The organism is Streptomyces himastatinicus ATCC 53653, from assembly GCF_000158915.1.
GTDB lineage: Bacteria > Actinomycetota > Actinomycetes > Streptomycetales > Streptomycetaceae > Streptomyces > Streptomyces himastatinicus.
This window is the reverse complement of sequence record NZ_GG657754.1, coordinates 10,828,486-10,854,614: the sequence shown is the minus strand read 5'-3', so window position 1 is coordinate 10,854,614 and position 26,129 is coordinate 10,828,486. Positions and strand designations below refer to the sequence as shown.

The 26,129-nt window shown below is 70.1% G+C and carries 22 protein-coding genes, 1 tRNA gene and 2 pseudogenes; 20 read left to right on the top strand and 5 right to left on the bottom strand.

The window, feature by feature from the left end:
- Together SSOG_RS45645 and SSOG_RS45640 are read left to right on the top strand one after the other, a co-directional pair.
- Nucleotides 1–2,995: FAD-binding and (Fe-S)-binding domain-containing protein (locus SSOG_RS45645; protein ID WP_063631631.1), on the top strand; the 2,995-nt coding region annotated here is incomplete at its 5' end.
- Complete coding sequence (locus SSOG_RS45640; RefSeq protein ID WP_039940359.1) at nucleotides 2,995–4,818, top strand: thiamine pyrophosphate-requiring protein; 1,824 nt, start codon at nucleotides 2,995–2,997, stop codon at nucleotides 4,816–4,818. The genes SSOG_RS45645 and SSOG_RS45640, both read left to right, overlap by 1 nt.
- Nucleotides 4,819–5,419: 601 nt before the next feature.
- Here the strand turns inward: SSOG_RS45640 and SSOG_RS45635 are convergent.
- A complete protein-coding gene (locus SSOG_RS45635; RefSeq protein ID WP_425385484.1) occupies nucleotides 5,420–5,944 on the bottom strand; it encodes an HPP family protein in 525 nt (174 codons plus the stop codon).
- Between the two features lie 143 nt (nucleotides 5,945–6,087).
- On the opposite strand from SSOG_RS45635, the gene SSOG_RS45630 reads away from it, so the two are divergent.
- From SSOG_RS45630 to SSOG_RS52960, 5 genes are all read left to right on the top strand, one after another.
- Complete coding sequence (locus SSOG_RS45630) at nucleotides 6,088–6,531, top strand: SPW repeat protein (protein ID WP_009721119.1); 444 nt, start codon at nucleotides 6,088–6,090, stop codon at nucleotides 6,529–6,531.
- A 152-nt stretch (nucleotides 6,532–6,683) separates the two neighbouring features.
- Complete coding sequence (locus tag SSOG_RS50045) at nucleotides 6,684–7,025, top strand: NAD-dependent epimerase/dehydratase family protein (RefSeq protein ID WP_110092160.1); 342 nt, start codon at nucleotides 6,684–6,686, stop codon at nucleotides 7,023–7,025.
- A 69-nt stretch (nucleotides 7,026–7,094) separates the two neighbouring features.
- Complete coding sequence (locus SSOG_RS47845; RefSeq protein WP_425385483.1) at nucleotides 7,095–7,229, top strand: DUF5133 domain-containing protein; 135 nt, start codon at nucleotides 7,095–7,097, stop codon at nucleotides 7,227–7,229.
- Between the two features lie 358 nt (nucleotides 7,230–7,587).
- On the top strand, nucleotides 7,588–7,797 hold the full coding sequence (locus SSOG_RS54575) for a hypothetical protein (protein ID WP_039940352.1): 210 nt from the start codon (nucleotides 7,588–7,590) through the stop codon (nucleotides 7,795–7,797).
- 556 nt (nucleotides 7,798–8,353) lie between these two features.
- Nucleotides 8,354–8,584, top strand: a complete 231-nt coding sequence (locus SSOG_RS52960; RefSeq protein WP_009721116.1) for a hypothetical protein — start codon at nucleotides 8,354–8,356, stop codon at nucleotides 8,582–8,584.
- 264 nt (nucleotides 8,585–8,848) lie between these two features.
- Here the strand turns inward: SSOG_RS52960 and SSOG_RS45610 are convergent.
- A tRNA-Met gene (locus SSOG_RS45610) sits at nucleotides 8,849–8,925 on the bottom strand.
- A gap of 302 nt (nucleotides 8,926–9,227) precedes the next feature.
- Here SSOG_RS45610 and SSOG_RS52955 point away from each other — a divergent pair.
- The 3 genes and pseudogenes from SSOG_RS52955 to SSOG_RS57225 form a co-directional block, all read left to right on the top strand.
- Entirely contained in the window at nucleotides 9,228–9,419 is a 192-nt protein-coding gene (locus SSOG_RS52955; protein ID WP_167542558.1) for a hypothetical protein, read from the top strand.
- A 381-nt stretch (nucleotides 9,420–9,800) separates the two neighbouring features.
- A complete protein-coding gene (locus SSOG_RS45605; protein ID WP_009721115.1) occupies nucleotides 9,801–10,718 on the top strand; it encodes an aminoglycoside phosphotransferase family protein in 918 nt (305 codons plus the stop codon).
- Between the two features lie 73 nt (nucleotides 10,719–10,791).
- Nucleotides 10,792–10,926 (top strand): annotated as a pseudogene (locus SSOG_RS57225) (phosphotransferase); the annotation flags it as partial.
- Nucleotides 10,927–11,107: 181 nt separating this feature from the next.
- Here the strand turns inward: SSOG_RS57225 and SSOG_RS57220 are convergent.
- Nucleotides 11,108–11,635, bottom strand: coding sequence for a hypothetical protein (locus tag SSOG_RS57220; protein ID WP_245606546.1), 528 nt, complete (start codon nucleotides 11,633–11,635; stop codon nucleotides 11,108–11,110).
- Nucleotides 11,636–12,114: 479 nt separating this feature from the next.
- On the opposite strand from SSOG_RS57220, the pseudogene SSOG_RS50030 reads away from it, so the two are divergent.
- Both SSOG_RS50030 and SSOG_RS57215 read left to right on the top strand, forming a co-directional pair.
- Nucleotides 12,115–12,482, top strand: a pseudogene (locus SSOG_RS50030) (HIT family protein); the annotation flags it as partial.
- A 354-nt stretch (nucleotides 12,483–12,836) separates the two neighbouring features.
- On the top strand, nucleotides 12,837–12,986 hold the full coding sequence (locus SSOG_RS57215; protein WP_245606545.1) for a hypothetical protein: 150 nt from the start codon (nucleotides 12,837–12,839) through the stop codon (nucleotides 12,984–12,986).
- Between the two features lie 247 nt (nucleotides 12,987–13,233).
- Here SSOG_RS57215 and leuA read toward each other — a convergent pair whose 3' ends face one another.
- Complete coding sequence (gene leuA / locus SSOG_RS45590) at nucleotides 13,234–15,063, bottom strand: 2-isopropylmalate synthase (RefSeq protein WP_078510554.1); 1,830 nt, start codon at nucleotides 15,061–15,063, stop codon at nucleotides 13,234–13,236.
- 193 nt (nucleotides 15,064–15,256) lie between these two features.
- Between leuA and SSOG_RS45585 the strand changes: the two genes are divergently transcribed.
- The 8 genes from SSOG_RS45585 (at nucleotide 15,257) to SSOG_RS45550 (ending at nucleotide 23,830) form a co-directional block, all read left to right on the top strand.
- The gene (locus tag SSOG_RS45585; RefSeq protein WP_009721110.1) at nucleotides 15,257–15,946 is read left to right on the top strand and encodes a FadR/GntR family transcriptional regulator; all 690 of its coding nucleotides are present in this window, start codon (nucleotides 15,257–15,259) and stop codon (nucleotides 15,944–15,946) included.
- A 466-nt stretch (nucleotides 15,947–16,412) separates the two neighbouring features.
- Nucleotides 16,413–16,778 carry an isochorismatase family protein gene (locus tag SSOG_RS45580; RefSeq protein WP_245606699.1) on the top strand — a complete coding sequence of 122 codons (366 nt, stop codon included), beginning with the start codon at nucleotides 16,413–16,415 and terminating at the stop codon, nucleotides 16,776–16,778.
- Between the two features lie 166 nt (nucleotides 16,779–16,944).
- Complete coding sequence (locus tag SSOG_RS45575) at nucleotides 16,945–18,516, top strand: FAD-dependent monooxygenase (RefSeq protein ID WP_039940344.1); 1,572 nt, start codon at nucleotides 16,945–16,947, stop codon at nucleotides 18,514–18,516.
- 15 nt (nucleotides 18,517–18,531) lie between these two features.
- A complete protein-coding gene (locus tag SSOG_RS45570) occupies nucleotides 18,532–19,959 on the top strand; it encodes an MFS transporter (RefSeq protein ID WP_009721107.1) in 1,428 nt (475 codons plus the stop codon).
- The gene (locus SSOG_RS45565; protein ID WP_009721106.1) at nucleotides 19,959–20,912 is read left to right on the top strand and encodes an ABC transporter ATP-binding protein; all 954 of its coding nucleotides are present in this window, start codon (nucleotides 19,959–19,961) and stop codon (nucleotides 20,910–20,912) included. The genes SSOG_RS45570 and SSOG_RS45565 overlap by 1 nt, the downstream gene beginning before the upstream one ends.
- Nucleotides 20,909–21,484, top strand: a complete 576-nt coding sequence (locus SSOG_RS45560; protein ID WP_009721105.1) for a putative ABC transporter transmembrane protein — start codon at nucleotides 20,909–20,911, stop codon at nucleotides 21,482–21,484. The genes SSOG_RS45565 and SSOG_RS45560 overlap by 4 nt, the downstream gene beginning before the upstream one ends.
- Nucleotides 21,485–21,647: 163 nt before the next feature.
- Nucleotides 21,648–22,352 (top strand): response regulator transcription factor, encoded by a 705-nt coding sequence (locus tag SSOG_RS45555; RefSeq protein ID WP_009721104.1) that lies wholly within the window; start codon nucleotides 21,648–21,650, stop codon nucleotides 22,350–22,352.
- Nucleotides 22,349–23,830: a sensor histidine kinase gene (locus SSOG_RS45550; protein WP_009721103.1), complete on the top strand. Its 1,482-nt coding sequence runs from the start codon at nucleotides 22,349–22,351 to the stop codon at nucleotides 23,828–23,830. Before SSOG_RS45555 ends, SSOG_RS45550 begins: the two co-directional genes overlap by 4 nt.
- Before the next feature lie 629 nt (nucleotides 23,831–24,459).
- On the opposite strand, the gene SSOG_RS45545 is transcribed toward SSOG_RS45550, so the two are convergent.
- Complete coding sequence (locus tag SSOG_RS45545; protein ID WP_039940341.1) at nucleotides 24,460–26,115, bottom strand: amidohydrolase; 1,656 nt, start codon at nucleotides 26,113–26,115, stop codon at nucleotides 24,460–24,462.
- Nucleotides 26,116–26,129 lie beyond the last annotated feature (14 nt).

The window sequence follows — 26,129 nt, the reverse complement described above, 5'->3', positions numbered from 1 at the left end:
CAGTCGAGGAGCGTATTCCACCGATGGTTCGAACTACCGGCAGGTACCGATCGGCGTGGTCGTGCCCAGGACCGTGGACGCTGGAGCGGAGGCGGTCGCGGTGTGCGCCGGGTTCGACGTGCCCGTACTCAGCCGGGGCGGCGGGACCAGCCTGGCGGGCCAGTGCACCAATGCGGCGGTGGTGATCGACTGGACGAAGTACTGCAATCGACTGATCTCGGTCGATGCCGAGCGGGGGACCTGTGTGGTCGAGCCCGGCATCGTGCTGGACGAGCTGAACCGGCTCCTCGAACCCCATCGTCTGAAGTTCGGCCCCAAACCCTCCACCCACAGTCACTGCTCGCTCGGCGGCATGATCGGCAACAACTCCTGCGGTGCCTCGGCGCAGGCGTACGGGAAGACCGTGGACAACGTGCGGCGGCTGGAGGTGGTGACCTACGACGGCACTCGTTGCTGGGTCGGCCCGACCTCGGATGACGAGTTTCAGGCGATCGTGGCCGCCGGGGGCCGGCGTGCGGAGCTGTACCGGGGGCTGAAGGAGATCATCGACCGCTACCTCATGGACGTCCGGCAGGGGTATCCGGCGATTCCACGCAGGGTGTCGGGCTACAACCTGGATTCTCTGCTGCCCGAGAACGGTTTCGACCTGGCCCGGGCGCTGGTGGGCAGCGAGGGAACTCTCGTGACCGTTCTGCGGGCCGAACTCGATCTGGTGCCCGTACCGCCGTACGAAGCCCTGCTCGTCCTCGGCTACCCCGATATCTGCTCGGCCGCGGACGACGTGCCGCGGCTGCTGGAGCACGGCCGTCCCACCCAGGTGGAGGCGCTGGACGGGCGGATGGCGGAGCTGATGCGGGAGGAAGGGGCGTACCTGGACTCCCTGGACCAGTTCCCCTCGGGAGAGAGCTGGCTGCTGGTGCAGTTCAGCGGAGACAGCCAGGCGGACGTCGATGAGCAGGGGCGGGCCCTCCTGCGCGCGCTCGGCCGCTGTGTGGAGGACGGAACGGTGGCGTTCTCCGACGACCCACGCCGGGAGGAAAAGCTGCTGCGGGCCCGGGAGGCGGGGCTCGGGGTGACCGCCCGCCCGCCGGACGGGCGGGAGACGTGGGAGGGATGGGAGGACTCCGCCGTGCCGCCGGAGCGGCTCGGGGACTACCTGCGCGACCTCAAGCGACTGTTCGAGGAGTTCGGATACGGCCTGTCCTCGCTCTACGGTCACTTCGGACAGGGGTGCGTCCATACCCGCGTTCCCTTCGAGCTGAAGAGCGCCGAGGGGGTGGCGGCCTTCCGGGACTTCCTCGGTAGGGCCGCCGATCTGGTCGTCTCCTACGGCGGGTCGCTCTCCGGTGAGCACGGGGACGGCCAGGCCAGGGGTGCGCTGTTGCGGCGCATGTTCGGGGACCGGCTGGTCGCCGCGTTCGGCGAGGTGAAGGCTCTGTTCGACCCGGGCAACCGGATGAATCCCGGCAAGGTCGTGACACCCCACGGAGTGGACGACAATCTGCGGTTGGGGCCGCACTGGCGGCCGCGCACCGTCGCGACCCACTTTGGCTACCCCGACGACCAGGGCTCCTTCGCCCAGGCGGTGATGCGGTGCGTGGGCATCGGCAACTGCCGGTCCCATCGTGGTGGCGTCATGTGTCCGTCCTACCGTGCGACCGGCGAGGAAGAGCACTCCACCCGGGGCCGAGCCCGACTGCTGTTCGAGATGCTGGAGGGGCACACCGACTCGACGGTCGCCGACGGCTGGCGATCCACCGAGGTCCGTGACGCGCTGGACCTGTGTCTGGCGTGCAAGGGCTGCAAGTCCGACTGCCCGGTCGGGGTGGACATGGCCACGTACAAGGCCGAGTTCCTCGCCCACCACTACGCGGGCCGCCCGCGGCCGGCCGCACACTATTCGCTGGGCTGGCTTCCGGTGTGGGCACGGCTGTCCCGTCTGTCCCCCCGGCTGGTCAACGCCGTCCTGCACGCCCCCGGGCTGTCCCGGACCGGCAAGCTCGTGGCCGGGGTGGCGGCGGAGCGGGAGGCACCCGCGTTCGCGGAGCAGTCGTTTCTCCAGTGGTGGCGTGCCCGGGGCACACCGCAACCCGAGCCCGGCGACGAGAAGACGGTTGTCCTCTGGCCGGACACCTTCAGCACGTTCTTCCACCCGAACGTCGCACGCTCGGCGGTCCGCGTGCTGGAGGACGCGGGGTTCCGTGTCGTGGTGCCCGCCCAGGCCGTGTGCTGCGGTCTGACATGGATCTCCACCGGACAGCTCGGCATGGCCAAGCGCGTTCTGCTCCGTACGGTCGAGGTGCTGCGGCCGTGGCTCGCGGCGGGGACGCCGATCGTGGGCCTTGAGCCCTCCTGTACGGCCGTCTTCCGCGCCGACGCGCCCGAGCTGCTGCCGGACGACCAGGACGTCCAGCGGCTCGCGCGGCAGTTCCGTACCCTCTCCGAACTGCTCCTCCACCACGCCGACGGCTGGCAGCCCCCCGCTATCGGCCGGGCCGCGACGGTGCAGACACACTGTCACCAGCACGCCGTGCTGAAGGACGACGCCGACCGCGAACTGCTGCGTCGTGCCGGCATCGACGCGGAGGTCCTGGACGAGGGCTGCTGCGGGCTCGCCGGGAACTTCGGATTCGAGCGCGGACACCACGACCTTTCCATGGCCATCGGCGAGCAAGGTGTCCTGCCCGCCGTACGCGATACCCCTCCCGGTGCGCTGGTCCTCGCCGACGGCTTCAGCTGCCGCACCCAGATCGAGCAGGGTGGCACGGGCCGTCGCGCCATGCATCTGGCAGAGGCTCTGGCCCTCGGCCTGGACACCCCACACCTGCCGGCGCACCTCCCGGAAAAGCTCATCTCCCGCCCGGCCCCCTCCCCCGGCGACGCCCGCATGGCCACCGTCGTAGCGCTCACCGCCATCGCTGCCACGGTCGGTCCCGTCTATGCCCTGTTCCGACGCCGCCGCGGACGTGGCCCCGCGCTCCCCCACACGCCTTGATGAGAGGAAGACCTGTGTCACTCAAAGTGTCCGACTACATCCTCCAGCGCCTGCGCGAGTGGGACGTCAAACATGTCTTCGCCTACGCCGGCGACGGCATCAACGGCCTGCTCGCCGCCTGGGGACGGGCCGACAACAAGCCCCAGTTCATTCAGGCCCGGCACGAGGAGATGGCCGCCTTCGAAGCCACCGGCTACGCGAAGTTCTCCGGCCGCGTGGGAGTCTGCGCGGCAACTTCCGGTCCTGGCGCCATCCACCTGCTCAACGGCCTGTACGACGCCAAGCTCGACCACGTACCGGTGGTGGCGATCGTCGGCCAGACCAACCGCAGCGCCATGGGCGGCTCCTACCAGCAGGAAGTCGACCTGCTGAACCTCTACAAGGACGTCGCCGCCGACTTCTGCCAGATGGTCACGGTCCCCGAACAGCTCCCCAACGTCATCGACCGGGCGATGCGCACGGCCTACGCCAAGCGCACGGTGACGGCCATCATCATCCCTGCGGACGTTCAGGAACTCGACTACTCCCCGCCGACACACGCGTTCAAAATGGTCCCCTCCAGCCTCGGCATGGCCTCCTACGCACCCATCCCGGCCCCGTCCGACCTGGACCAGGCCGCCGAAGTGCTCAACGCCGGCGAGAAGGTGGCGATCCTCATCGGCCAGGGCGCCCGCGGAGCACGAGCCGAAGTCGAACAGCTCGCCGACGTACTCGGCGCCGGGGTGGCCAAAGCCCTCCTGGGCAAGGATGCCCTCCCCGACGACCTGCCGTATGTCACCGGGGCCATCGGGCTGCTGGGCACCCGCCCCTCCTACGAGCTGATGCAGGAGTGCGACACCCTCCTCGTCATCGGGTCCAGCTTCCCCTACACCCAGTTCATGCCGGAACTCGACCAGGCCCGCGCCGTACAGATCGACATCGACCCCTTCATGATCGGCCTGAGGTACCCCTTCGAAGTCAACCTCGTCGGAGACGCCCGGGAAACCGTCAAGGCCCTGCTCCCGAAGCTGAAGCGCAAGAAGCACGGCTCGTGGCGCAAGAAGATCGAGAAGAACACCGCCCGCTGGTGGAAAGTCATGGAACGGCGCGCCGCCGTGGACGCCGACCCCATCAACCCCGAATACGTCGTCCACGCGCTCGACGCCCTGCTCCCCCACGATGTGATCCTGGCCGCCGACTCCGGCTCGGCCGCCAACTGGTACGCACGCCACCTCCGCATCCGCGGGGCCATGCGCGGCTCGCTGTCCGGCACGCTCGCCACCATGGGACCCGGCGTCCCGTACGTCATCGGTGCCAAGTTCGCCCACCCCGACCGGCCGGCGCTGGCCCTCGTGGGGGATGGAGCCATGCAGATGAACGGCATGGCCGAGCTCATCACCGCCGCCAAGTACTGGCCGGAGTGGCAGGACCCCCGGCTGATCGTCGCCGTGCTCAACAACCAGGACCTCAACCAGGTCACCTGGGAGATGCGCGCGATGTCCGGCGCCCCCCAGTTCCTCCCCTCCCAGGCCCTCCCCGACGTGCCGTACGCGGACTTCGCCCGCTCCATCGGTCTGGAGGGCGTACGTGTGGAGACCCCGGGGGAAGTGGAATCCGCCTGGCACAAGGCACTCGGCGCCGACCGCCCCTTCGTCATCGACTTCCGCACCGACCCGGCCGTACCGCCGATCCCTCCGCACGCCAGCCTCGATCAGATCGAGGCCGCGGCCGCGGCCATCGTCAAGGGCGACACCGACCGTGCGGACATGGTCCGGCAGGGTGTCAAAGCCAAGATCCAGGAGTTCCTGCCGGGCAAGAGCCACCGTCAGCAACGGCAGGATTGATGCTGATGTTCAGCTCGCCGGGTCTCCGGGTCGCCGCTGAGGCGTACCGCCGCCTCGAGGAGTTGGGCTGGACGAACGCCTGGGGCAGGTTGCCGCGGAGCCGGCGCTGGCGGACGTCGTATTCCTGGGCGAACGGCCCCGGCGGGCGGCAGGCGGCCCCCGGGTGCCGATCTCCAGGACGAGGTCATGTGCTTCTCCCGAGGCCACGGTGAGGTCTGTCGCCAGGAGGCCCTGCCGACCGGGAGCGGCGCCGGCCGCCCCGGCGAGGCGCAGATGCGGTCCACCGCCGTGGGCCGACCAGGTACCGTCCTCCAGCCGCAGGCCGGTCATGGCGTGCGCGCCGAGGGCGGGGCGGACGTCCAGCCGCAGCCGTACGCGGCGTCGCCGCGGGCACCGCGCGGACCCGGCGCAGCAGGACCAGCCGGTCCGGGTCGGCGGGCACGGCCAGCGCCTCCCGGCATTCGATGACGGTGTCACCGGTGGTCCAGCGGCCGACGTGGATGAGGGTGCCTCCTCGTAGGACCCGCCCCAGACGTTCCAGTGGTCCTCCGGGCCGAGCAGGTACTCCCCCGGCCCGCCGATCAGGGTGGAGAACACCGCGTCACTGTTCGCCTTCCGCTTCCCGTGTGGTGTCCGTGCCGGTCCGCCGGGTGATCCACGCGATCAGTGCGGCGCCCGCGATCAGCAGGAGGAGCCCGACAAGCATGCCGTACAGGGGTGGTCCCGGCCGGGCGATTCCGGCCGTGATCAGCAGGGCTGTGGCAGCCGCGGGCGGGTGCTGGGCCTCGATCAGTTCGAGCACGAGGAGGGTCAGCCCTGCGGCGAGCGCCTGGGCGCCGATAAGCGACCAGGTGTCGTGCTTCTGTTCGACCACGAAGGGGTGCTGCCACAGTCCGAAGACGGCCAGGCACGCCAGGCCGCCGGCGGTCGCCACCAGGGGTCCCAGCGAGGAGTTGCGCAGCCGGGCCGCCTCGCTCTCCGGATGGACCAGGAGCACGTACGCCGTCGGGCCGAGCGTGGGGGTCAGCATGATCCATCCGGTGCCCTGGCCGATCGCGCCCACGACGGCCAGCAGCGCCGCACAGGCCAGGAAGAGCCGTCTTCCGGCCGCCCAGCGCGTGCCGATCCGGGCCGGAGCCGCGCGGCCGTGGCACGGCGACCGGTGGGAGGTGCGGCGCCTGCCCAGGCGAATCCGGTGCGGCCGCTCTGATTGGGCCCGCTTCTCGCGGCTACCCGGCGCGGAACTCCACCGAAAGGAGGTGCGTCATCATGACCACACATGGCTCCCGCATCGAAGAGCATCCGGACCTGATGGAGCTCAGGGCCCGCTATGAGCGGGCGGCGACGACGCCTCAGGCTCGGGCCGTGGAGGGTCTGACCCTGCTGGCCGGGCTGTACCTGGCCATCTCACCGTGGGTGGTGGGCTTCTTCGACACCGGGACAGGGCTGACGGTCAACAACCTCATCACCGGACTGGCGGTCGCGATCCTGGCGCTCGGCTTCGGCTCGGCCTACGAGCGCACCCACGGCCTGGGCTGGGTCGTGGCGGCAATCGGCATCTGGACGATCATCACGCCCTGGGCCGTCTACGGCCCCTCGCCCACCACGGGGACCATCACCAGCAACGTGATCACCGGCGCGGTGATCTTCCTCCTGGGACTGGCCACCTCGGCCTTCGGGATGAAGGGCGAAACCCGGGCGCAGCAGCGGTGACGGCCCGGCCGAACGGCCGGAGCCCACGGGCGTGACACCGTCGTCCTGACCGGTGCCGGCCGCCGACCGACGCCCGGACTGGGCGCCGGGGAAAACGGCATGGCGCGCCGTGGACCTCGGCGGCCCGGGTGTGGAGCTGGTGCCGCATTTCCATGACGCGCATGCTGGGCAGTGTCCGTGTCTTCGAGGCCGTGGCCGCCGCGGATGTTCCCGCGCTGGAGTACGCCTCATCGGTGGGTGCGTATTCGCCGGGCCGAAGGATCGCGCGATCCACGAGTCCTGGCCCACCCATGGCTGGCCAGAGGCCCGCGTACACCCGCGGGAAGGCGTACGTGGAGCGCTTCCTCGATAGCTTCGAGCAGCGCCATCCGGACCTGCGTGTGGTGCGGATGCGCCCCGGCTTCCTGTTCCAGCGGTCCGCCGAAGAGCCGCCGCTGCCGGCCTGCCGCTCGAACATGAACAAGCAGCAGCTGGCCAAGGCCCTCGGGCGCTGACCGGCCGCCGCGCCCCGGGGCCCCGGTTGACCTCGCTGGCCGGAGAGGGACTCCGGTGGCGGTCCCAGTATCGGGCGGCGCATGGACGACGTTGCCTACACCTTGTGCGTCGCGACCGGCACCCGGGGTGTCGACACCGCACTCGTGGTCGCCCGGCATCAGCTCACCGGGGCTCGCGTCCCGGAGAAGAGCACCCATGAATGAAACGCGGCAGAACACCGGCCCACTCGCACCGCGGTGATCGTCAGGTGGCCATGACGACGACCACTCCCTCCTTCTGGGATCGACAAACCCGACACATCGTTGCCCCTCGACTCAGGTGTCGAAGAGTTCCGGCACGAAGATGTCCTCGCACGTCAGCCGGCGCTTCGACAGGCCCTGCTCGTGGTGGTAGCGCAAGAAGGTGTCGATGGCCTTGCGGTTCGCACCGACCCGCCAGCAGCGCCCGGCTGGGCTTTACCGTCGATGGCCAGACCCTCACCCCGCCGCTGCCTTCCGGACGACATGTGGTGAAAGATCCGGACGGGCGGATGGTCGAGCTCTACGCAGTCTGTTAGACGAAATGCAGCAGTACTTCGCCGGCTATTCGACAACCCCGATCCTGAAGGTGAAGATCGGCGGGACCCTGACCAGCATCCAAGCGGTCCAGCGCCCGGCGTCGGCGAAGACGTGCAGCGCCGCCGTGCAGACGCCCAGGGTCGGCATCACTCTGCGGGCTGACCATGAGCTCGGTGTCCGGCACCGCCACCGTGACCGGCACGGCCGTTGCTAACGGGTAGGGGCATGTTCAGAGCGGCTCGTGGGCATGCCCCGGCGCGCTCAGGACCGCCTTGTAGTCGAACGCAACTGCGCGCACCGTGTTGCTGTCGGCCATCCCCTTGAGACCGGGCTCGAGGACTATTTCGACTCCCCCGAGCCGAGCCCACCGCAGGAACAGCTGGACAGCGATCACCCGGATATCGACGACAGCCTGGAGGAGGACTTCGACGAGCCGGACGGGGAGGCGTACGACGACGAAGACGCCCCGGGTGCGGAAGAGGACGGATCAGACGACGCGACCGCTGTCGCGGCAAGGCATGCCCACGCTCCCGCGCCACGTCTCACCCCCGGCCAGCGCAGTCGCACATCCCGTGCGCCAGGGGGACTGTTGTCATCCATACGATCACCAGCCGGAGCGCACGGACCGTCCTCACCTCCGTCGCGCTCGGGCACCTGGCACTCGTGGCGTTCGTGACAGGGAGCGTGGCCCACTTCTCCGACAACTCCAGTGATCCGTCTATCTGGTTCCTGCCGCCGTTCACGGTCTGTCTCACCTTGTGATCGGTGCCTTGTACGGCCATCTGCAATTTCACGCTGGCTTCGGGACTCTGGTTCTTCCGCCCTTGGTGCTCCTGCCGACCCTAGGCTTCGGGATGATGTTCGGCGACATGCACGGTGTGGACGTCAGCCCTGTCGTGCTGGGGGCGGTGTGGGTCAGCATCTTTTCGCCCGGCCTACTCGCTCTCACCTACGCCTTCCGCGCCTGGCTCGGCCAGATCCGATACGCAGCCGACACCTGAGCTGCAGGCCCCCTTGGCTGATTGCCGTTCTTCTTCTCCGCCTCCTGGGCCGCGACCAATGCCTGGCGGGCCAGGTCGACGCCGCTCAACTCGGTGCTCATGCGATCGCCGCCACGGCGATGTCGCCGTGCAGCGGGCGGGCGGCGAGGGCAGCGCCGGTTCCGTCTCTGCACCACGTCGGGTCGGCGTCGGTGCCAGCTTTGTAGGGCTGCTCCTGGACGTGCGACCGGCCCCCTCGAGATAACGTCGTGGGGGTCGGTGCGTTGGTAGCGGGGACAGGATTTGAACCTGCGACCTCTGGGTTATGAGCCCAGCGAGCTACCGAGCTGCTCCACCCCGCGTCGGTGCGCCCACCCTACACGGCGGGGGCGAAGGGGTTCGACGTACTCCACGCCCCCGGTGTTTGGTGCGGGAGCGCCTCCTCTGGCTCCGGCAGCCTGGCGGATGCAGCTGAGTCAAGAGCCGCATGAATCGGACGGCATGGGCCGACGCTTGCGGGTCGGTGGCCGCCAGCAGTCGGGAGCCCTCCGCCTCCAGCGCCTCCCGGTCAGCGATCTCGAGCCGCCCGTACGTCTCGACGTCAGGGAGCGGTTTCGGGGTCGATGCCCTACGTCGGGCGAGGGCGAACAGGACGCGTTCGGCTGTGTCCAGACGATCGGTGATTGACGGGTCCACCGGGCGTGCCGACGGCGTTGACGAGGGCTTCCAGGTTCCGCGGCACCGGGGCGAGGCCGGTGAGACGTTGGCCGGTTTGCACTACAGCCGTGGCGATCACGAAACGGCCGTGGGCCTGTTGAAGTTCGGCATCGGCGACGAGCCTGTCGAGCCGCCGTGATCCACCAGGTTTTCGAGTCGCACGGCCCACGAGCCGCTTCCTGACGCGAACACGAAACATCCATTGGAACCACGACCTTCGACCAGATCCCAGACCGGTCGGTCGCCGTCGAGGACGCGTCCGACCTCGACCCGGGGACCGCCCGCGAGATCGTGGACCGGTATGAGCGGAACGGCTTCTGCGTCTGGTCGCCGACGATCCGAAGCGCCTGACGGTCGTCGCGGTCCTCAATGATGACCCGGCCCGCCGATACGGCGGCCGGTTCGGCGATGTCCAGCAGTTCCACGATGTCTGGCAACCTGAGGTCGGTCATGCGGCCGCTCATCGTTCGTGTCCCCGTCCGTGTACCGGCACACATCCCAACTAGGACAAGGGTTTCTGATGAACGATATTCCAGACCTCGGCCCGTTGCCGAAGCGCGTCTCCGTCGACGTGGCGCAGGTCGAGCGGCTCATCGCCGAGCAGTTCCCCCAGTGGGCCGCGCTCCCGATCGCGCCGGTGGCGAACAGCGGCTGGGACAACGTGACCTTCCACCTCGGCGACACGATGCTGCTCCGCCTGCCCAGCGCGAGGGAGTACGCCTTGGCCGTCGACAAGGAGCACCAGTGGCTCCCCGTGCTGGCCCCGGCCCTCCCGTGCCCGATCCCCGTGCCGCTGGCCAAGGGCGAGCCGGGGGCGGGCTACCCGTTCTCCTGGTCGGTCTTCGAGTGGATCGAGGGCCAGCCTGCCAGCTTCAAGACCGTGGCCGACCCCGTCGGCTTCGCGGCGGACCTGGCCGACTTCGTCGTTGCGCTGCAAGGCGTCGACGCCTCCGCGGGTCCGCAACCGGGCATCCACAACTGGTTCCGGGGCGCGACACTGCTCACCTACGACGAGAAGGCGCATGGCGCGCTGTCCGAGCTGCGCGGCCACATCGACGACAAGCTGGCCCTGGAGATCTGGAAGCACGCGGTGGAGTCGTGTTGGGACGGCATTGACGTCTGGTTCCACGGCGACCTGGCGCAGGGCAACCTGCTGCTCAACGGGGGCAAGCTCCACGCCGTCATCGACTTTGGCACCTGTGGCGTCGGCGACCCCGCGTGCGACCTGGCGATCGCCTGGACGCTGCTGACCGCTGAAGGCCGTGCGGTCTTCCGAAAGCGGCTGGCCGTCGATGACGCGCTGTGGTCCCGCGGCCGCGGCTGGGCGCTGTGGAAGACGTTGGTGACCTGCGCCAACAGCCTCGACTCCGCCGACGCGGAAGCCGTGGACGCCCACCGGGTGCTCGACGAGATCCTCACCGAGTACAGCACGCGCTGAAGAAAGGGGATAGGAAGTGTCTGCCACGCTCAATGAGTCCTACCGCGGAGTCGAAGCGCAACGGATTTACCTCTTCGGCGATCTATGCGCGGGCGATCCGGCCTGCGACCTCGCCGCCCCATGAGTACTGCTGCCGGACGGCGCCCTCGACCACTTCCATGACACGTACCAGCCGACCCCAGACACCGCGAGCCTGCGCCGCGCCCAACGGCCCACTGAACGACCGACCCGAGCAGGCCGCCAGAGCAACGGTGCTCTCCGTACAGACTGAGGTCAGCCGACTTTCCTGGTGTTCGTGGCCGGCTGTCTGGCCGGGTGATGCCGACGGTATCCCGCACCTTGCACCGAGTCCGGCGCAAGGTTTCGCGCACGCCCTCCGCGGGCGGGGGTCACCAGTCGATGTGGGTGGCGATCCATCCGGCCAGGCCGTCTTCGTCGCCCGCCGCAGGCAGGCCGGGGCCGCAGGCCAGTGGGGTGTAGGACAGCTGCAGGTGGGTGAGGTAGCCGTAGGGGCCGGTGTCGGCTGCCGGTCCGAGGATCAGGGCGTGGGTGGGGGTGCGCCAGATGCGATGCGTCAGCGCGGGCCCGGCGACCATGGCGTCGGACGACAGAGCAGTCCGCTCAGGGGGTGTGCCGAGGTGCTCGGTCACCGCCTGGGCTGCCTGGGCGAGCACGACCTCGCAGTCCTGGTCGGTGCACATCCTGCGGCCGCCCCAGCCGGGCTGCTGGGCCCAGTGGTCCATCAGGTCGTACAGCCACGGTCCGTTGGTCATCCGCTCATCGTCCGGGTCGAGGGGGTACAGCTGGCCGAAGACCAGGAAGTGCCGGGCATCTGGGTTGCCGAACGGGTTGAGGTCGTCGGTGCCCAGCACGTGTCCGCCTCCGGTGTGGAAGGCTTCGCAGACCAGATCCGCCATGCTCCATCCGCGGCCTCGCAGCTTTGCATCGATGGCGTCGTCGTCGCAGAGGCGCGGCTCGGTCGGCAGCGCGAGGAGCTCGGTGATGGCCGCGGCCGTCAACGGTCGGTGAGGACATGTACGGGGATCGGCATGTCGGTCACTGTAGAAGCGGCCTGTTGCTGTCGGAACTGGTGAGCATCGCGCCCGACCACGACTATCAGCGGCCTTTGGACTGCTGCTGGAGCGCAGCTTGTGCGGGAACCCTGTACGCAATTCAGTAGGGCGGCGTCACGCCGACGAAGGCCGCGCGGTTCGACGGGCGGCCTTCGGGGCCGGGCCTTGTCCTCTCTACCCAAGTGGAGATGAGCCGGTCAGCACGTGGCGAAGCGGCTGTCCGCTGCCTGGGCGACCACACCCGGCCCGACCTCGTCGACCATGGCTTCGGGCAGGCATTCCCAGCCGACTCGCTTATCAGCGGTGTGTAGGGTCGCCGATCAATGACTGATGGCTGGCGCAAGGACCGGATCGGCAGCGCGCTCAGGGGCGGGAATCCCACTGTGCTCCGGAGATTGGAGGCTGGATTCGCGGTGATCGGGGACGTCCAGTTCCTGCCGGGATACTCGGTGCTCCTGGTGGATGACCCTGAAGTCCAGCGGCTGTCGGCGCTTCCCAAGAGCAAGCGGCTGCGTTCCTGTCCGACATGGACAAGCTCGGCGAGGCCGTCGAACGCGCGGGCAAACGGCTGGACCCGGCCTTCCAGCGGGTCAATCTGGAGATTTTGGGAAACACTGACCCCTTCCTGCATGCGCATGTGTGGCCGCGGTTCGACTGGGAGCCAGCCGATCTGGTGGGTAGGCCCGTGTGGCGCTGCGGATGTGGTCGAACATGATGTGGTGGTTGGCCCACACCTGTCCGATCGGCATGAACGTGACAACCCGGGCAGGATCACGTCCGGCACCGAAGGGCGTCGAGGCACCTGGTCCGTCTGGTCCATGAACAGGCTCTGTCATGGCCTCAGCCTCAGGCACCGGACATCACTACACGCGCAACCGGGGAGTGTTTCCCCGGCGTCGCGGGCACCACAGAACCTAGGGCCCGTCATGACGCTGACTGCTGCGGCGCCATCCAACAAGGGCCCGAAGACGCCGTGAGACGGCCGCGGCGCGGTGGGTCCGCCGCGGCCGCCTCGTGCGGGCGTCTGGCGTCGTCTCCGAAGCGGGTGAAAGTCCTTCACGCTGATGCCCGGGCCCGCGCGGTGCTGCGCCGGATCACCGACCTGGGCGGCACCGCCTCGTTCGACGAAGTACAGCAGTACTTCGCCAACCATCCGACCACCCCGATCACGAAGGCGAGGATCAGCGGGGCCTGACCAGCGTCCAGGCGGTCCGGCGCCGCGTCAGTCCGCCGGGCTCGTCCCGCCTGCTCCAGCGGGACGAGCCGGCGCGGATCTACCAGATCGACCAGGTGCTGGTAGAGGGGCTCAGGCGGGCCTCCGCGATCGCCGGTACCCGACCCGACCTGCTGCGCGGTGACCCCGCCGCAGGGGCCGCCTGACGCGGCCGCGCCACGCCGCCGAAGCCCTCGTGCAGGTGAACTCGCCGCCGCAGCACGGGGCCTCAGGCGCCGTTGACAGCCGACAGGACCGCTTGGACCGACGCCCTCAGAACGGACGTGTCCCGGCCGACGCCCCAGCGCACCGCATCGCCGACGCGGCACTCGGCGTAAGCCACGGCGGGGCTGCCAGGGCCGGTCGTGTTGGCGTGTTCGGCGAAGTGGAGGATGTCCACTGCGACTCCGGCGGCGGCCAGGGCGTCCGTCAGGGCGGACAGCGGGCCGGTGCCGGTGCCCTCGTAGCGGTGCTCAGGACCGTCGTCGCGCCGCACGGCGCACGCGAAGTGGTGCGTGCCCGGGGCCGTCTCGCCGGCGGTCCATGACGTCAGGGCCAGCCGGCCCTCGTGGTCGGGGGTGCCAGGGGCGACGTACGTGGCGTGGAACAGCTCCCACAGCTCCTTCGGCGCGACCTCCGTGCCGCTGTCGTCCGTGGCGGCCTGCACCGTGCGCGAGAAGTCGGCGCGCAGGCGGGGCGGCAGGTCCAGGCCGTAGTGGGCGTGGAGCAGATGGGCGATGCCGCCCTTGCCGGACTGGCTGTTGACGCGGATCACCGCCTCGTACGAACGCCCCACGTCGCCGGGGTCGATGGGCAGGTACGGCACCGCCCACGGGGCCTGGTCGACCGGTGTGCACGACTCGGCCGCCTGCCGGGCGTGGTGGGCCATGCCCTTGCTGATGGCGTCCTGGTGGGTGCCGGAGAACGCGGTGTGGACCAGCTCGCCGCCGTACGGGTGGCGGGGGTGGACCGGCAGCCGGTTGCAGTACTCCACCGTCTCGCGCACGGCGTCGATGTCGGAGAAGTCGACCATCGGGTCAACGCCCTGGGAGTAGAGGTTGAGCGCGAGGGTGACCAGGTCGACGTTGCCCGTCCGTTCACCGTTGCCGAACAGGCAGCCCTCGACGCGCTGCGCACCGGCCAGCACCGCCAGTTCTGCGCACGCCACCCCAGTGCCCCGGTCGTTGTGCGGGTGGACGGAGAGGATGACCGCGTCGCGCCGCGCCAGGTGGCGGTGGGCGTACTCGATCTGGTCCGCGTACACGTTGGGGGTGGCGATCTCCACCGTCGCCGGGAGGTTATGGATCACCGGCCGGTCGGGGGAGGCGTCCCACAGTTCGGTGAGGCCGTCGCAGACCTCCAGCACGAAGTCCGGCTCTGTGAGGTTGAAGACCTCGGGCGAGAACTGGAAGCGGATGTGCTCGCCCGCCGGGCGGGCATCGGCGAGGCGCGCCATGTGCGTGGCGGCGTCCCGGATCAGGCCGTGGACCTCGGCGCGGTCGCGGCCGAGGACCACATCGCGCCAGGTGGGGGCGGTGGCGGTGTACAGGTGCACCACGGAGCGCGGCAGGCCCTCGATGGCCGCGTACGTACGGTCGATCAGGTCGAGCCGGGCCGGGGTGAAGACCACCACGGTCACGTCGTCCGGGACGGCGCCGGACTCGGCGAGGTGGCGTACGAAGTCGAAGTCGGTCCGGCTCGCGGACGGGTAGCCGATCTCGACCTCCTTGAAGCCCATCGTCACCAGGAGGTCGAACATCTGGCGCTTGCGCGCGGTGTCCATCGGCTCGGCCAGCGCCTGGTTGCCGTCGCGCAGGTCCACCGGCACCCACAGGGGCGCGCGTTCGACCCGACGGGTGGGCCAGCGGCGGTCCGCGTCGGGCAGCGGGAGCGCGACCCGGTCGTGGGCGGGACGGTAGCGGTGGTGCGGCATCGCGCTGGGGCGCTGCGGATTCCACGCGGGGGCACCGGCTGGCACGGGCGCGTGCGGAGTACGGAGGGTGGGGAAGGCGGAGGGAGGGGCGGTGGCGGAGGAGACGTCGGAGGCGGTGCTCGTCATCGGGCTGGTGCCCTTTCGCTCGTGGGAGGACCGACCGGCAACGCACGGCACCCACGGCGGGGTGCCAGTCGTGTCAGGCCCCGCCGCGGCAGCCGAGAAGAAGGAGTCCGCGCAGCGTCATGCGGGGTACAGTAATCACAACCCAACTCCTCAGACAACCTGAGGAATCGAGAAGCCAAGAGGTGAGCACCGGATGCCACTCGGCGCCCTCCGCCGCAGCCCCCTGGTGGAACAGGCCACCGCGACACTGCGCAACGAGATCACCAGAGGCCACTGGCCGGTCGGCAGCAAGCTCCCCGGCGAGACCACCCTCGCCAAGGCGCTCGGGGTCGGCCGCTCCACCGTGCGCGAGGCGCTCCAGGCCCTGGCCGGGGCGGGCCTGGTGCAGGCACGGCAGGGCGCCGGTGTCTTCGTCGTCGCCACCGAGCCCGACGAGGACTGGCCGACGAAGCTCCGCCGCGCCGCCGTCGCCGACGTCTACGAGGTACGGATGCTGATCGAGGTTCAGGCCGCACGCCTCGCCGCCGACCGCCGCACCGACGTCGACATCGCCGCCCTCGACGCCGCCCTGGCCCACCGGCGCGACGGGGCGACGAGCGACGACGCGGCCTTCGTCGACGCAGACATCGCGCTCCACGCCGCCGTCGTCACGGCCGCCCACAACCCCGTGCTCACCGATCTGTTCGCCGAGTTCGCCCCCGCGCTGCGGCAGGGCCTCATCGACCTGATCGAGCTGCTCGGCCTGCGGGCCGACGAACCGAACCACGGCGATGAGGCCCACGCCGAGCTCGTACGGGCTGTCCAGCGCGGCGATGCCGACGCGGCGGGCGGCGCGCTACAGGCCGAACTGGAGCGGATACTGGCACATCTCCGCGAGGCCTGACGGGCGTGACGGGAGCCGTCAGCGGTGTATCTGGGACACCGCGCAGAGGTTCCCTTGGAGGAGTTGGTGCCGAGGCGATTGCGGCCGTGGAGGCCGCCTACGGGCTGCGGCCAGTCGCCCCTGGTGACTGGCCGGAACCGACAGCCGTCGCCCTCCGCCCCGATCCGCGGGACCTGGGCGGCGACGACACCGGGGGCGGCTGGCGCGAGCAGGCGCTCTCCCGGATATCGCCTCGCTGATGCCCGGGGCCCGCGTGGTGCTGCGCCGGAGCACCGAACTGTGAGCGCGCTACTCGGCCACAGTGCGCTTCAGCTGGCCGGGAGGCATAGTCGGCAGGTCCGTCCCTGATGCTGGGGAAGGGGATGTATGCAGACCGACTCCAAGATCCACGATTGGCGGATCGAACCGCGAGAGCACGCGCGGCAGGAGCCTCGACCCGGCGCGCACCGCGTTGATCGTGATCGACATGGTGCCTTTCTTCGTCGAGGCGAATCCGTATGTTCGCGGCATCGTGCCCAACATCGCCCGCATCGCCGAGGCGCTGCGTACCGCCGACGGCCTGGTCGCCTGGGTGCTGCCTGCGAACGAGGCCCCGCTCGGGGGTGTGAGCAGCGAGTTCTACGGACCGACAGCCAGCGAGGCGTTCGCGGCGACAGGCGATGAAGGGCCGCTGCGCTCTCGACTGTGGCACGCCTTCGACGTTCGGGCGGATGACCTGGTGGTGGAGAAAACCGCGTACAGCGCTTTCGCCGACGCGAACGCGGCTCTGCGTGACCAGGACCACAACGCCGCACTGCACACCATCTACCGTTCGTTCGGCGAGGCCAGGTAAGGCGCTCCGCCGCGCTGGACCGGATCGCTTTCTCTGTGAGTTTCTGTGAGCTCCAGTGCGCCGACTGCCGCGGTCCACCCGGTTTCCATCGGACGGGGCCACCGATTCACATGACACACCCAGACTCGTTCAGATCTCTCCCAGAACGGCCGCCCACTGTGGCGCCATGACTGACGTGAACGACACCAAGGTCCTCATCGTCGGCGCCGGGCCCACCGGCCTGACCCTGGCGTGCGACCTCGCCCGTCGCGGGGTCGCCCACCGCATCGTCGAGCGGAGTCCGGCGCCGAACCGCGCTACGAGGGCCAAGACCATCCAGCCTCGCTCCCTCGAAGTGCTCGACGATCTCGGCGCCGTCGACGGTGTCCTGCGGAACGGAATCGCCGGGCTTCCTCTGCGTTTTCACGAACCGTCCGGTGCGGTCGTGGACAAGCCGTCGATCTCGGCTCGAGCGCCGGGCTCGTTTCACACGCCGTATCCCGACGCGCTGTGGCTCGGTCAGTCCGAGGTCGAGCTGGCGCTGCGGCAACGTCTCGAACGGCTCGGCGGACGCGTGGAGTGCGGTGTCGAGATGGTCGGTGTCGACCAGGATGACGACGCCGTCAACGTCACCCTGCGGACACCGGACGGCGAGCAGACCGCCCGTGCTCAGTACGCCGTGGGAGCGGACGGGGGCAGGAGCGGGACGCGCAAGCACATCGGGCTTCCGCTGGCCGGCGAGACGTATGAGCAGCAGCGCTGGTACCTCGGCGACGTCACCGGACCGGACCTCGACCGCGGCCACATACACATCTGGCCGTCCGAACGCGGCATGCTCGGTCTGACTCCGCTCGGTGGCGACGTATGGCAGTTCCAGAGCCCGATCCTGCCCGGCGAGGACCCGGGAACGCCGTCGCTGGAGTTCTACCAGCGACTGTTCGACGAACGCGCCGGCAAGGACACCGTCGTCCTGAGGAGCGCGACCTGGCTGTCGGTGTACCGCGTGAACGCGCGCATGGTGGAGGACTACCGCCAGGGACGCGTCCTGCTCGCCGGGGACGCCGCCCATGTGCACTCCGCCGCCGGGGGCCAGGGCATGAACACCGGCATCCAGGACGCCTACAACCTCGGCTGGAAACTCGCCGCCGTCCTCGACGGCGCCGTTCCGGCCCTGCTGGACACCTACGCCGCCGAACGCGTCCCGGTCGCCCGGACCGTCCTGGAGATGAGCACGGACAAAATGAGCAGGGTCATGGGGCAGGCGGGCGATGGCAGCGGGGACGGACTGGGCCCGGCACTCGCCGCCGTCGGCGACGCTTCGATGAACAGCGGGCTGGGGATCCACTACCGCACCAGTCCGATCAGCTACCGCCGTGGGCGATCCGCGTCCGGCGTCGTGGCCGGTGACCGGGCGCCGAACGCCGCCGGGCTGGAGGGGGCGGAGTTCAGCGGCGACCTCTTCGACCTCATGCGGGGAACGCACTGGTCCCTGGTCGCCTACGAGCACACCGGCCCGGTCGGCCTCGACCATGCCGAACCTGCCCATCTGCGGGTGCACCGCATCGGCTCGGCTCCCGGCAACGGCCTCGTCGACACCGAAGGAGAGTTCCAGCGCGTCTACCAGCCCCTCCCGGGCGAACTCATCCTCATCAGGCCCGACGGGTACATCGCCGCGCGTACCTCCGCCGACCGGGAGTCGGACCTCATCAGCCACGTGTCCTCGTTCCGGCCGACCGGCGCACAGGTCCGGCTTCCCTAGGAGGAAGAGCGCTTCATGCACAACCTCAGCCTCGGCGGCGAACAACACACACGTTGGAACAGACGGCTCGTCGGCCAGGTGGCCATCCTGATTCTGGTGAACGCCATGGTGGACACGGTCGTCACCGCACCGCTCCTCGTCCTGCCCGAGATGCTCGACCACTTCGGTACCGATCAGGCGGCGTGGATCGACGCCAGCTCGCTGCTGGCGGGAGCGATGTGGGCACCGCTGCTCGGTAAGAGCGCCGATATCCACAGCAAGCGCAGGGTGCTGGTCCTGACGTTGCTCACCGCCCTCGCGGGTGCCCTCGTGTGCCTCGTCGCTCCCACCCTCTGGGTGTTCATTCTCGGGCGCCTGCTGCAAGGAGCGGCCGTGGGGGCCGTCTTCCTCACCGTCGCCCTCATCCGTGAGATCTTCGCGCCGGATATGGCGATGATCGCCACGGGCATCGTGACCTCCGGCTCCGCGCTCCTCAGTGTCGTCATGCCCTCTCTCTTCGAGATGACGGCCGCGGAGTTCGGCTGGCGGAGTGTGTTCGTCGCGTCGGCGGTGTTCGCGGCCATCGCGGGAATCCTGGTGCGCGGTCTCGTCCCCCCATCCACGATCAGGACACCGGGCAAGCTCGACCTCGCGGGGGCTCTTCTTCTCGGCGGAGGGCTGGCGGCGGTGCTCAGCTATGTCAGTCTGGGGTCGGAGTTCGGCTGGTCGGCCGTCGGCCCGCTCGCTCTCCTCGCCGGCGGCGCCACGGCACTGACCAGATGGTTCCTGGTGGCGAGCCGGGTGCCCGAGCCCGTGATCGACATCAGGAACCTCGGCAGGCCACTGGTGCTCACGCTCCTCGTGGTCGTGTTCGGAACCGGCGCCTACCAGAGCATGCTCACGCTCTTCGGCCTTATCGCCAAGGTCTCGCCGGAGCAGCAGCTCGGGTACGGAATCGCCGCCCCCGGAGCGCTGGGCCTGCTGTACGGCCTACCGGCGATCGGAATCGTGCTCGGCGGCACCCTGGCCGGGGTGCTCGCCACACGCGTCGGACCGGCGGTGGCACTCACCGGCGGAGTGGCACTCGGAACGGTGGGAACCGTCGGGATGTTCTTCGGGGACTCCCTGCTCCTTCTCGCGGTCGTCTGCTCCTTCCTGCTGAGCCTCACAGCAGGGACGCTCGTGACGTCCGGTTTCAACATGGCAGGGGCGCTCGCGCCCCCGGAACGACAGGGCGTCGTGTCCAGCATGGTCATGGTGATGGTCGCGACCGGTGCGGTGATCCTGAAGTTCGTGGGCTCAGCCGTGCTCACGTCCACCAACAGGGTCATCGACGGAGAGACGGTGAACTCGGCCACGGGAGTTCACAGCTACATCTCCATGGCGGCCATCGCCTTCGCGGCCGCCGCCGTCGTGGCTGTCATGCTGTTGCGAACGCAGCGCCCTACGGCTGTGGAGTCATGATGATCGAAGTCCATGGACTCACCAAGCGCTACGGCGAGGTCCTGGCCGTCGACGACCTGACGTTCGCCGTCCGCCCAGGGGAAGTGACCGGGTTCCTCGGTCCCAACGGCGCGGGGAAGTCGACCACGCTGCGGATGATCCTGGGCCTGGACGCCGCTACTTCGGGGGCTGCCACCGTCGGTGGGCGCCCGTATTCCGCGCACCCGGCGCCGCTGAAGGCCATCGGCGCACTGCTGGACGCGGGCGCGGTGCTGCCCGGCCGCACGGCCTACCACCATCTGCTGGCTCTCGCGGCCGGCAACGGCATCCCCCGCGGCCGAGTGGCTTCGGTGCTGACGGAGGTGGGTCTTGAAAGCGTGGCCCGCCGCAGAACCGGGACGTTCTCGCTCGGCATGCGGCAGCGGCTCGGCATCGCCGCGGCGCTGCTGGGCGACCCCCCAGCGCTCGTTTTCGACGAGCCGCTCAACGGTCTCGACCCGGAGGGGATCGTGTGGATCCGCGGGCTCATGCGGCGGATGGCCGCCGAAGGGCGCGCCGTCCTGATGTCCAGCCATCTGATGAGCGAGATGGAACTCACCGCCGACCACCTCATCGTCATCGGCCGGGGCAGGCTGATCGCGGACACCCCCATGGAGACGTTCATCGACGCGCATTCCAGCCGTGAGGTCCTGGTGCGCGGTCCGCAGGTGGCATCGCTGCGCCGGATCCTGTCACCGGCGGCGGAGGTGCGCGCGGACCGTGTGGACAGCCTGGTGGTCACCGGGATGGACGCGGCGGCGATCGGCGCGATGGCCGCGGCGGCCGGGGTGGAGTTGCACGAGCTGACGCCCCGGCAGCCGTCGCTGGAGCAGGCCTTTATGGACCTCACCCGCGATGCCCTCGAGTACCACGCGGGAAACACCACCACGAACGCAGCTAACGCCACGAACTCAGCGCAGGAGACGAGCCGATGAGCAGGAAGGTCACGGACACCCGGACGCCGGTGGAGAACGAGCCGACGCCGGAACGGGCGACGTTCCCGCACTCCCTGCGCGCCGAGTGGATCAAGATCCGTACCATGCGGTCGACCCTGCACACCGTCCTCGGCACCCTGGCGTTCTGTATGGGGCTCGCCTCGCTGAACGGCGCATCCGCCGGGGGCGATTACGCGAGCATGACGGCCGCCGACCGGGCCTCCTTCGACCCGCTGGCCACCAGCCTGCGCGGCTATCTGCTGGCGCAGATCGCGCTCGGCCTGCTGGGCGGTCTGGTGATCACCTCCGAGTACGGTGCCCGTACGATCGTCGGCACGCTGACCGCGGTGCCGCACCGGGCCCGGGTGCTGGCTGCCAAGGCCACGGTCCTGGTCGCGGTCGCGCTGCCGGTCGGGCTGCTGGTGTCGTTCAGCGGCTTTCTCGTCGGGCAGGCGGCGCTGGCGGGCGCGGACGCCCCGTACCTCGGGCTGTCCGATTCTCAGGCGCTGCGTACTGGCCGCCCATCGCGGGCGGCCAGATCGTCACCGGCTACCGTGATCCGGCGATGCTGACTCCCTGGTCCGGGCTCGCCGTCATGGCGGGGTGTGTCGCGGTCCTGCTGACCGCGGCGTTCCTCGTCTTCCGCGAGCGCGATGCGTAGCGGGCCGGAAGACTACGGGCCGGGAGACTAGGGCCGGGAGACCGGAGGCGGACGATCGGGCGGGGACGGGACGGATGACGGCATCGGAACGGTTACTGGTGGTGGAGGACGATGCGACGCTGCGGGAGCTGCTGTCCGCGAGCCTGCGGCTGGCCGGGTTCGCCGTGGTCCCGGTAGCGACCGGTGCGCAGGCGCTGGCCGCGGTACGGGAGCAGCCTCCCGGCCTGATCGTGCTGGATGTGATGCTGCCCGACTTCGACGGATTCGAGGTCGTCCGCCGGCTGCGCGGGCACCATCCCTCCGCGGCAGCGGGGCATCCACCGGTGCTGTTCCTCACCGCCCGCGATGCGCCCGAGGACAGGATCAGCGGGCTCAGGGCGGGCGGTGACGACTACGTCACCAAGCCGTTCAACCTGGAAGAACTGGTCCTGCGCATCCGGGCCATTCTGCGCCGCACCAGCGGTCGGCAGACGGACGGCAGATTGGTCGTCGGTGCCCTGGAGCTGGATCCCGACAGCCATCAGGTGACCCGGGACGGGTCCCCCGTGCAGCTCTCCCCGACCGAGTTCAGCCTGCTGCGCGTGCTGATGGAGAACGCCGGGCAGGTGCTGTCGAAGTCCCAGCTCCTGGAACTGGTCTGGCAGTACGACTTCGGGGGCGACGACAGCATCGTCGCCTCCTACATCAGCTATCTGCGGCGCAAGGTCGACCTGGACGAACCGAAGCTGATCCATACGGTGCGCGGCACCGGCTACGTGCTGCGCAGGCACCGGCAGTGAGCGAGCGCCCCGCGCGCGTGGTGCGCGGCCGCCTCTCCCTGCGCGGACGGCTGCTGGCGATCTCCCTGGTGCTGCTCGTGGTCGCCCTGCTCGGCAGCAACGCCCTGCTCGTCACCCTGCTCCAGCGGGACCTGGTGCGTCAGCTGGACGACCGGCTCCGCGCCGCCGCCACGGTCACCGCGCGCTTCACCGACCCGTCCGACGTGGCGGGGGGTCGGGCACCGCGGGTACGCGACACCGTGGAGCGGCAGCTGACCGGCGATGTCCATCTCGCCTACCTCGACCCGAACGGCTGGGTGCTGAGGGTCGTCCGGCCTGCCGCACGGAGCGCTCCCGCGCTGCCCCCGCTCGACACCGCGGCGGTCGGCGCGCGTGACCGCAGGCCCTTCGAGGTCCGGGCTGTCGACGGCGGCGAGGACTGGCGGGTGATCGCCGTACCGCTCGACGCGCCGGGGCGACACGGCGGCAGCGTCGTCGTCGGCGGCTCGCTCACCCAGGTCGACGCGACGATCAGGCAGCTCGGTACCCGGATGTTGGTGATCGACTCCCTGGTCCTGGCGCTCCTCGGCGTAGCCGGGTGGTTCGCCGTGCGCGCCGGTCTGCGCCCGCTGCGCCGGATCGAGACCACCGCGGCGGCCATCGCGGACGGCGACCTGTCCAGCCGGGTCCCGGAACTGGCCGCTTCCCGTACCGAACTCGGCCGTCTGGCCACGACCCTCAACGGCATGCTGGACCGGATCGAGGCGAGCGATGCCGCGCGGGCGGCCGCCGCGGAGCTCATGCGCCGCTTCATCGCGGACGCCAGCCACGAGCTGCGCACCCCGCTCTTCGGCATCAAGGGATTCACCGAGCTGTACCAGATGGGCGGCATGCCCGAACGCGCCGATGTCGACGCCGCGATGAGCCGCATCGAGCGGGAAGCAGCACGGCTGGTCCGGCTGGTCGAGGACCTGCTGCTGCTCGCCCGCCTCGACGAGCACGCCACGACCGCGGACCTCACGCTCCGTCTCACCCCCATGGACCTGCGCACCCTGGCCGCCGATGCCCTGCATGACCTCCGCGCACTCGATCCGCGGCGCCCCGTCACCCTCACCGGTCCCGGCGGCGGCCCAGCGGGCGGCGCGCCGGTCCTCGGTGACGAGGCGAAACTGCGGCAGGTGACCTCCAACCTCGTCGGCAACGCGGCAGCCCACACCCCGCCCGGAACCCCGGTCCGGATCGGTGTCGGCACCGAGGACGGCCTGGCGGTTCTGGAACTGCACGACGAGGGCCCGGGGATGTCCCAGGAGCAGGCCGCCCGTGCCTTCGACCGCTTCTACCGCGCCGACGACGCCCGCGGCCGCACCGCGAGCGGAGGCACGGGCCTCGGCCTCGCGATCGTCGCCTCGCTGGTGACGGCCCACCACGGCCGGGTGGAGGTCCGCACGGCCCGGGGCGAGGGCGCCACCTTCCGCATCCTGCTCCCCCAGCACCACTGAGCGTCGTACGCGGCTACGCGAGCCGAAGCCTTCGGCGATCAGTCGCACCGGCCGCACAGGTATCCACGCCGCACAACGGACCGAGACCCGGCCACCCCCGGCACGGGCGCCCACCGGCCGCGGTGTGTGCGGTGCGGCGGCGGACCGTACGGCGACTGCCAGGCCGGCCGCTCGGTTCGACCCGAGCCGCCCACGTCGCGGCGCCGTACGACCGGCTCCTGGAGCAGTTCGGCTACCGGACCGGGGGCGTTGTCGTGCAGCAGGGTTCAGAAGCCAGCGCGAGGAGCCAGGCGTTGAAGAGCTTGTGGTTCGCATTGACGGGGAATTCGCCGTTGGCCCGGACGCGCACGTGTGGCAACGGCGGAGACCGATCGACAGGCAGGCGGGCACGACCGCCCAGTTATTGGACACAGAGTTACACCGGTTCCAGTGAGAAGACCGCAGCGAAAAGGAGCGCGGCGCACATGTGCGACGCGCGACGGATCAGCGCTCGGGGTGTCTCACTGGGTGTACAACGGCACGTCCTTGACCGGGTGACTGTAGGCGGGAGCACAGTAACGGCACGCGGGAGAGCGGCTCCACTGATTTTCGGGCGGGTGACGATGACCGGCGGCGAGCACCCGGGCTCATCACGCGTCGTCCGCCGCGTAGACCCGTTCACCCCCCACAAAGGTCTGGAGCACCTGGCAATCGGCGATCTCCTCAACAGGCCCGTCGAAGGGGTCGCGGTCGAGGACGACCAGGTCGGCGAGTTGGCCCGGGGCGATGGTGCCCGTGTCGTCCGCGTGGTTCACGTACGCGCTGCCCGCTGTGTACGCGGCGATGGCCGCCTCCAGGCCGATGCGCTGTTCGGGAAGGAAGGGCGCGGTTCCCTCGGGGGCGTGCGGCAGTCGGCGGTTGACCGCGACATGGATGCCCTCCAGCGGATCCGGGCTGCTGACCGGCCAGTCGCTGCCCGCGGCGAGCGTGGCCCCGGCTCGCAGCAGTCCGCCGAAGGGGTACTGCCATCCGCCGCGCTCGGGGCTGAGGAAGGGCAGGGTCAACTCGTCCATCTGGGGCTCATGCGCGGCCCACAGGGGCTGGATGTTGGCGGTGGCGCCGAGCGTGCGGAAGCGCGGGATGTCGTCGGGGTGGACCACCTGGAGATGGGCCAGATGAGGGCGGGTGTCACGGTGGCCGTTGGCGGTCCGCGCGGCCTCCACCGCGTCCAGCGCCTCCCGTACGGCCCGGTCGCCGAGCGCGTGGAAGTGGACCTGGAAGCCGTGTGCGTCCAGCGCGGTGACGTACTTTTTCAGCTCCTGCGGATCGACGAAGCTGATGCCGGAGTTGTCGGAGGCACAGCCGCAGCCGGTGAGGTAGGGCCCGAGCATCGCCGCGGTGTGGTTCTCGGCGACACCGTCCTGCATGATCTTCACGGTCGTGGCGCGCAGCGCCCGGCCGCGCTCGGTCGCCTCCCGGCGGGCGAGCAGCTCCGGGATCTGCTCGGCGCCCCGCGCCCGGTCCCACCACAGCGCGCCGACCACCCGGGCGGTGAGCAGGCCGTCGTCAAGGGCGGCGTGGTACGCGGGCGTCGGGTCGGCCATATTGGCGTACGAGCCCATGATGGCGTCCTGCCAGGCGGTCACCCCGAGGGCGTGCAGTACGGACTGGGCGCGCAGCAGCGCGGCGGTCTGCTCGGCGAGCGTGACCTCGGGGAGCAGCGTGCCGACCAGGGAGGCCGCGCCTTCCTGGAGCATGCCGGTGGGGTTGCCCTGCTCGTCCCGCTCGATCCGGCCGTCCCCGGGATCGGGGGTGGCGGCGTCGATCCCCGCGAGCTGGAGGGCGCGGGTGTTGACCCAGGCGCCGTGGTGGTCGCGGTTCGGCAGATAGACCGGCCGGTCGGGGACGATCGTGTCGAGCATCGCGGCCGTCGGCGTGCCACCGGGGAAGGCTTCCAAGGACCAGCCGCCACCGGTGATCCACCCGAGGTCCCGGTGCTGATCGGCGTAGGCGGCCACCCGCCGCAGATACTCCCGCGCGTCGGTGGAGTCCCCGAGATGGCACTGTCCGAGTTCGATACCGGCACCCAGCGGATGGATATGGGCGTCCTGGAAGCCGGGCAGCAGCAGCCGCCCGGCGAGGTCCACCACCTCGGTGCCGGGGCCGATCAGATCGTGCACCTCCTCCCGGCCGACAGCGATGACACGCTCCCCGCGTACCGCGACGGCGGTGGCGCGGCTGCGCGCTGGATCGACGGTGTGCACCGGGCCACCGGTGAAGACGAGATCGGCGGTGGTGTCGGCCATCAGATGTGCTCCAG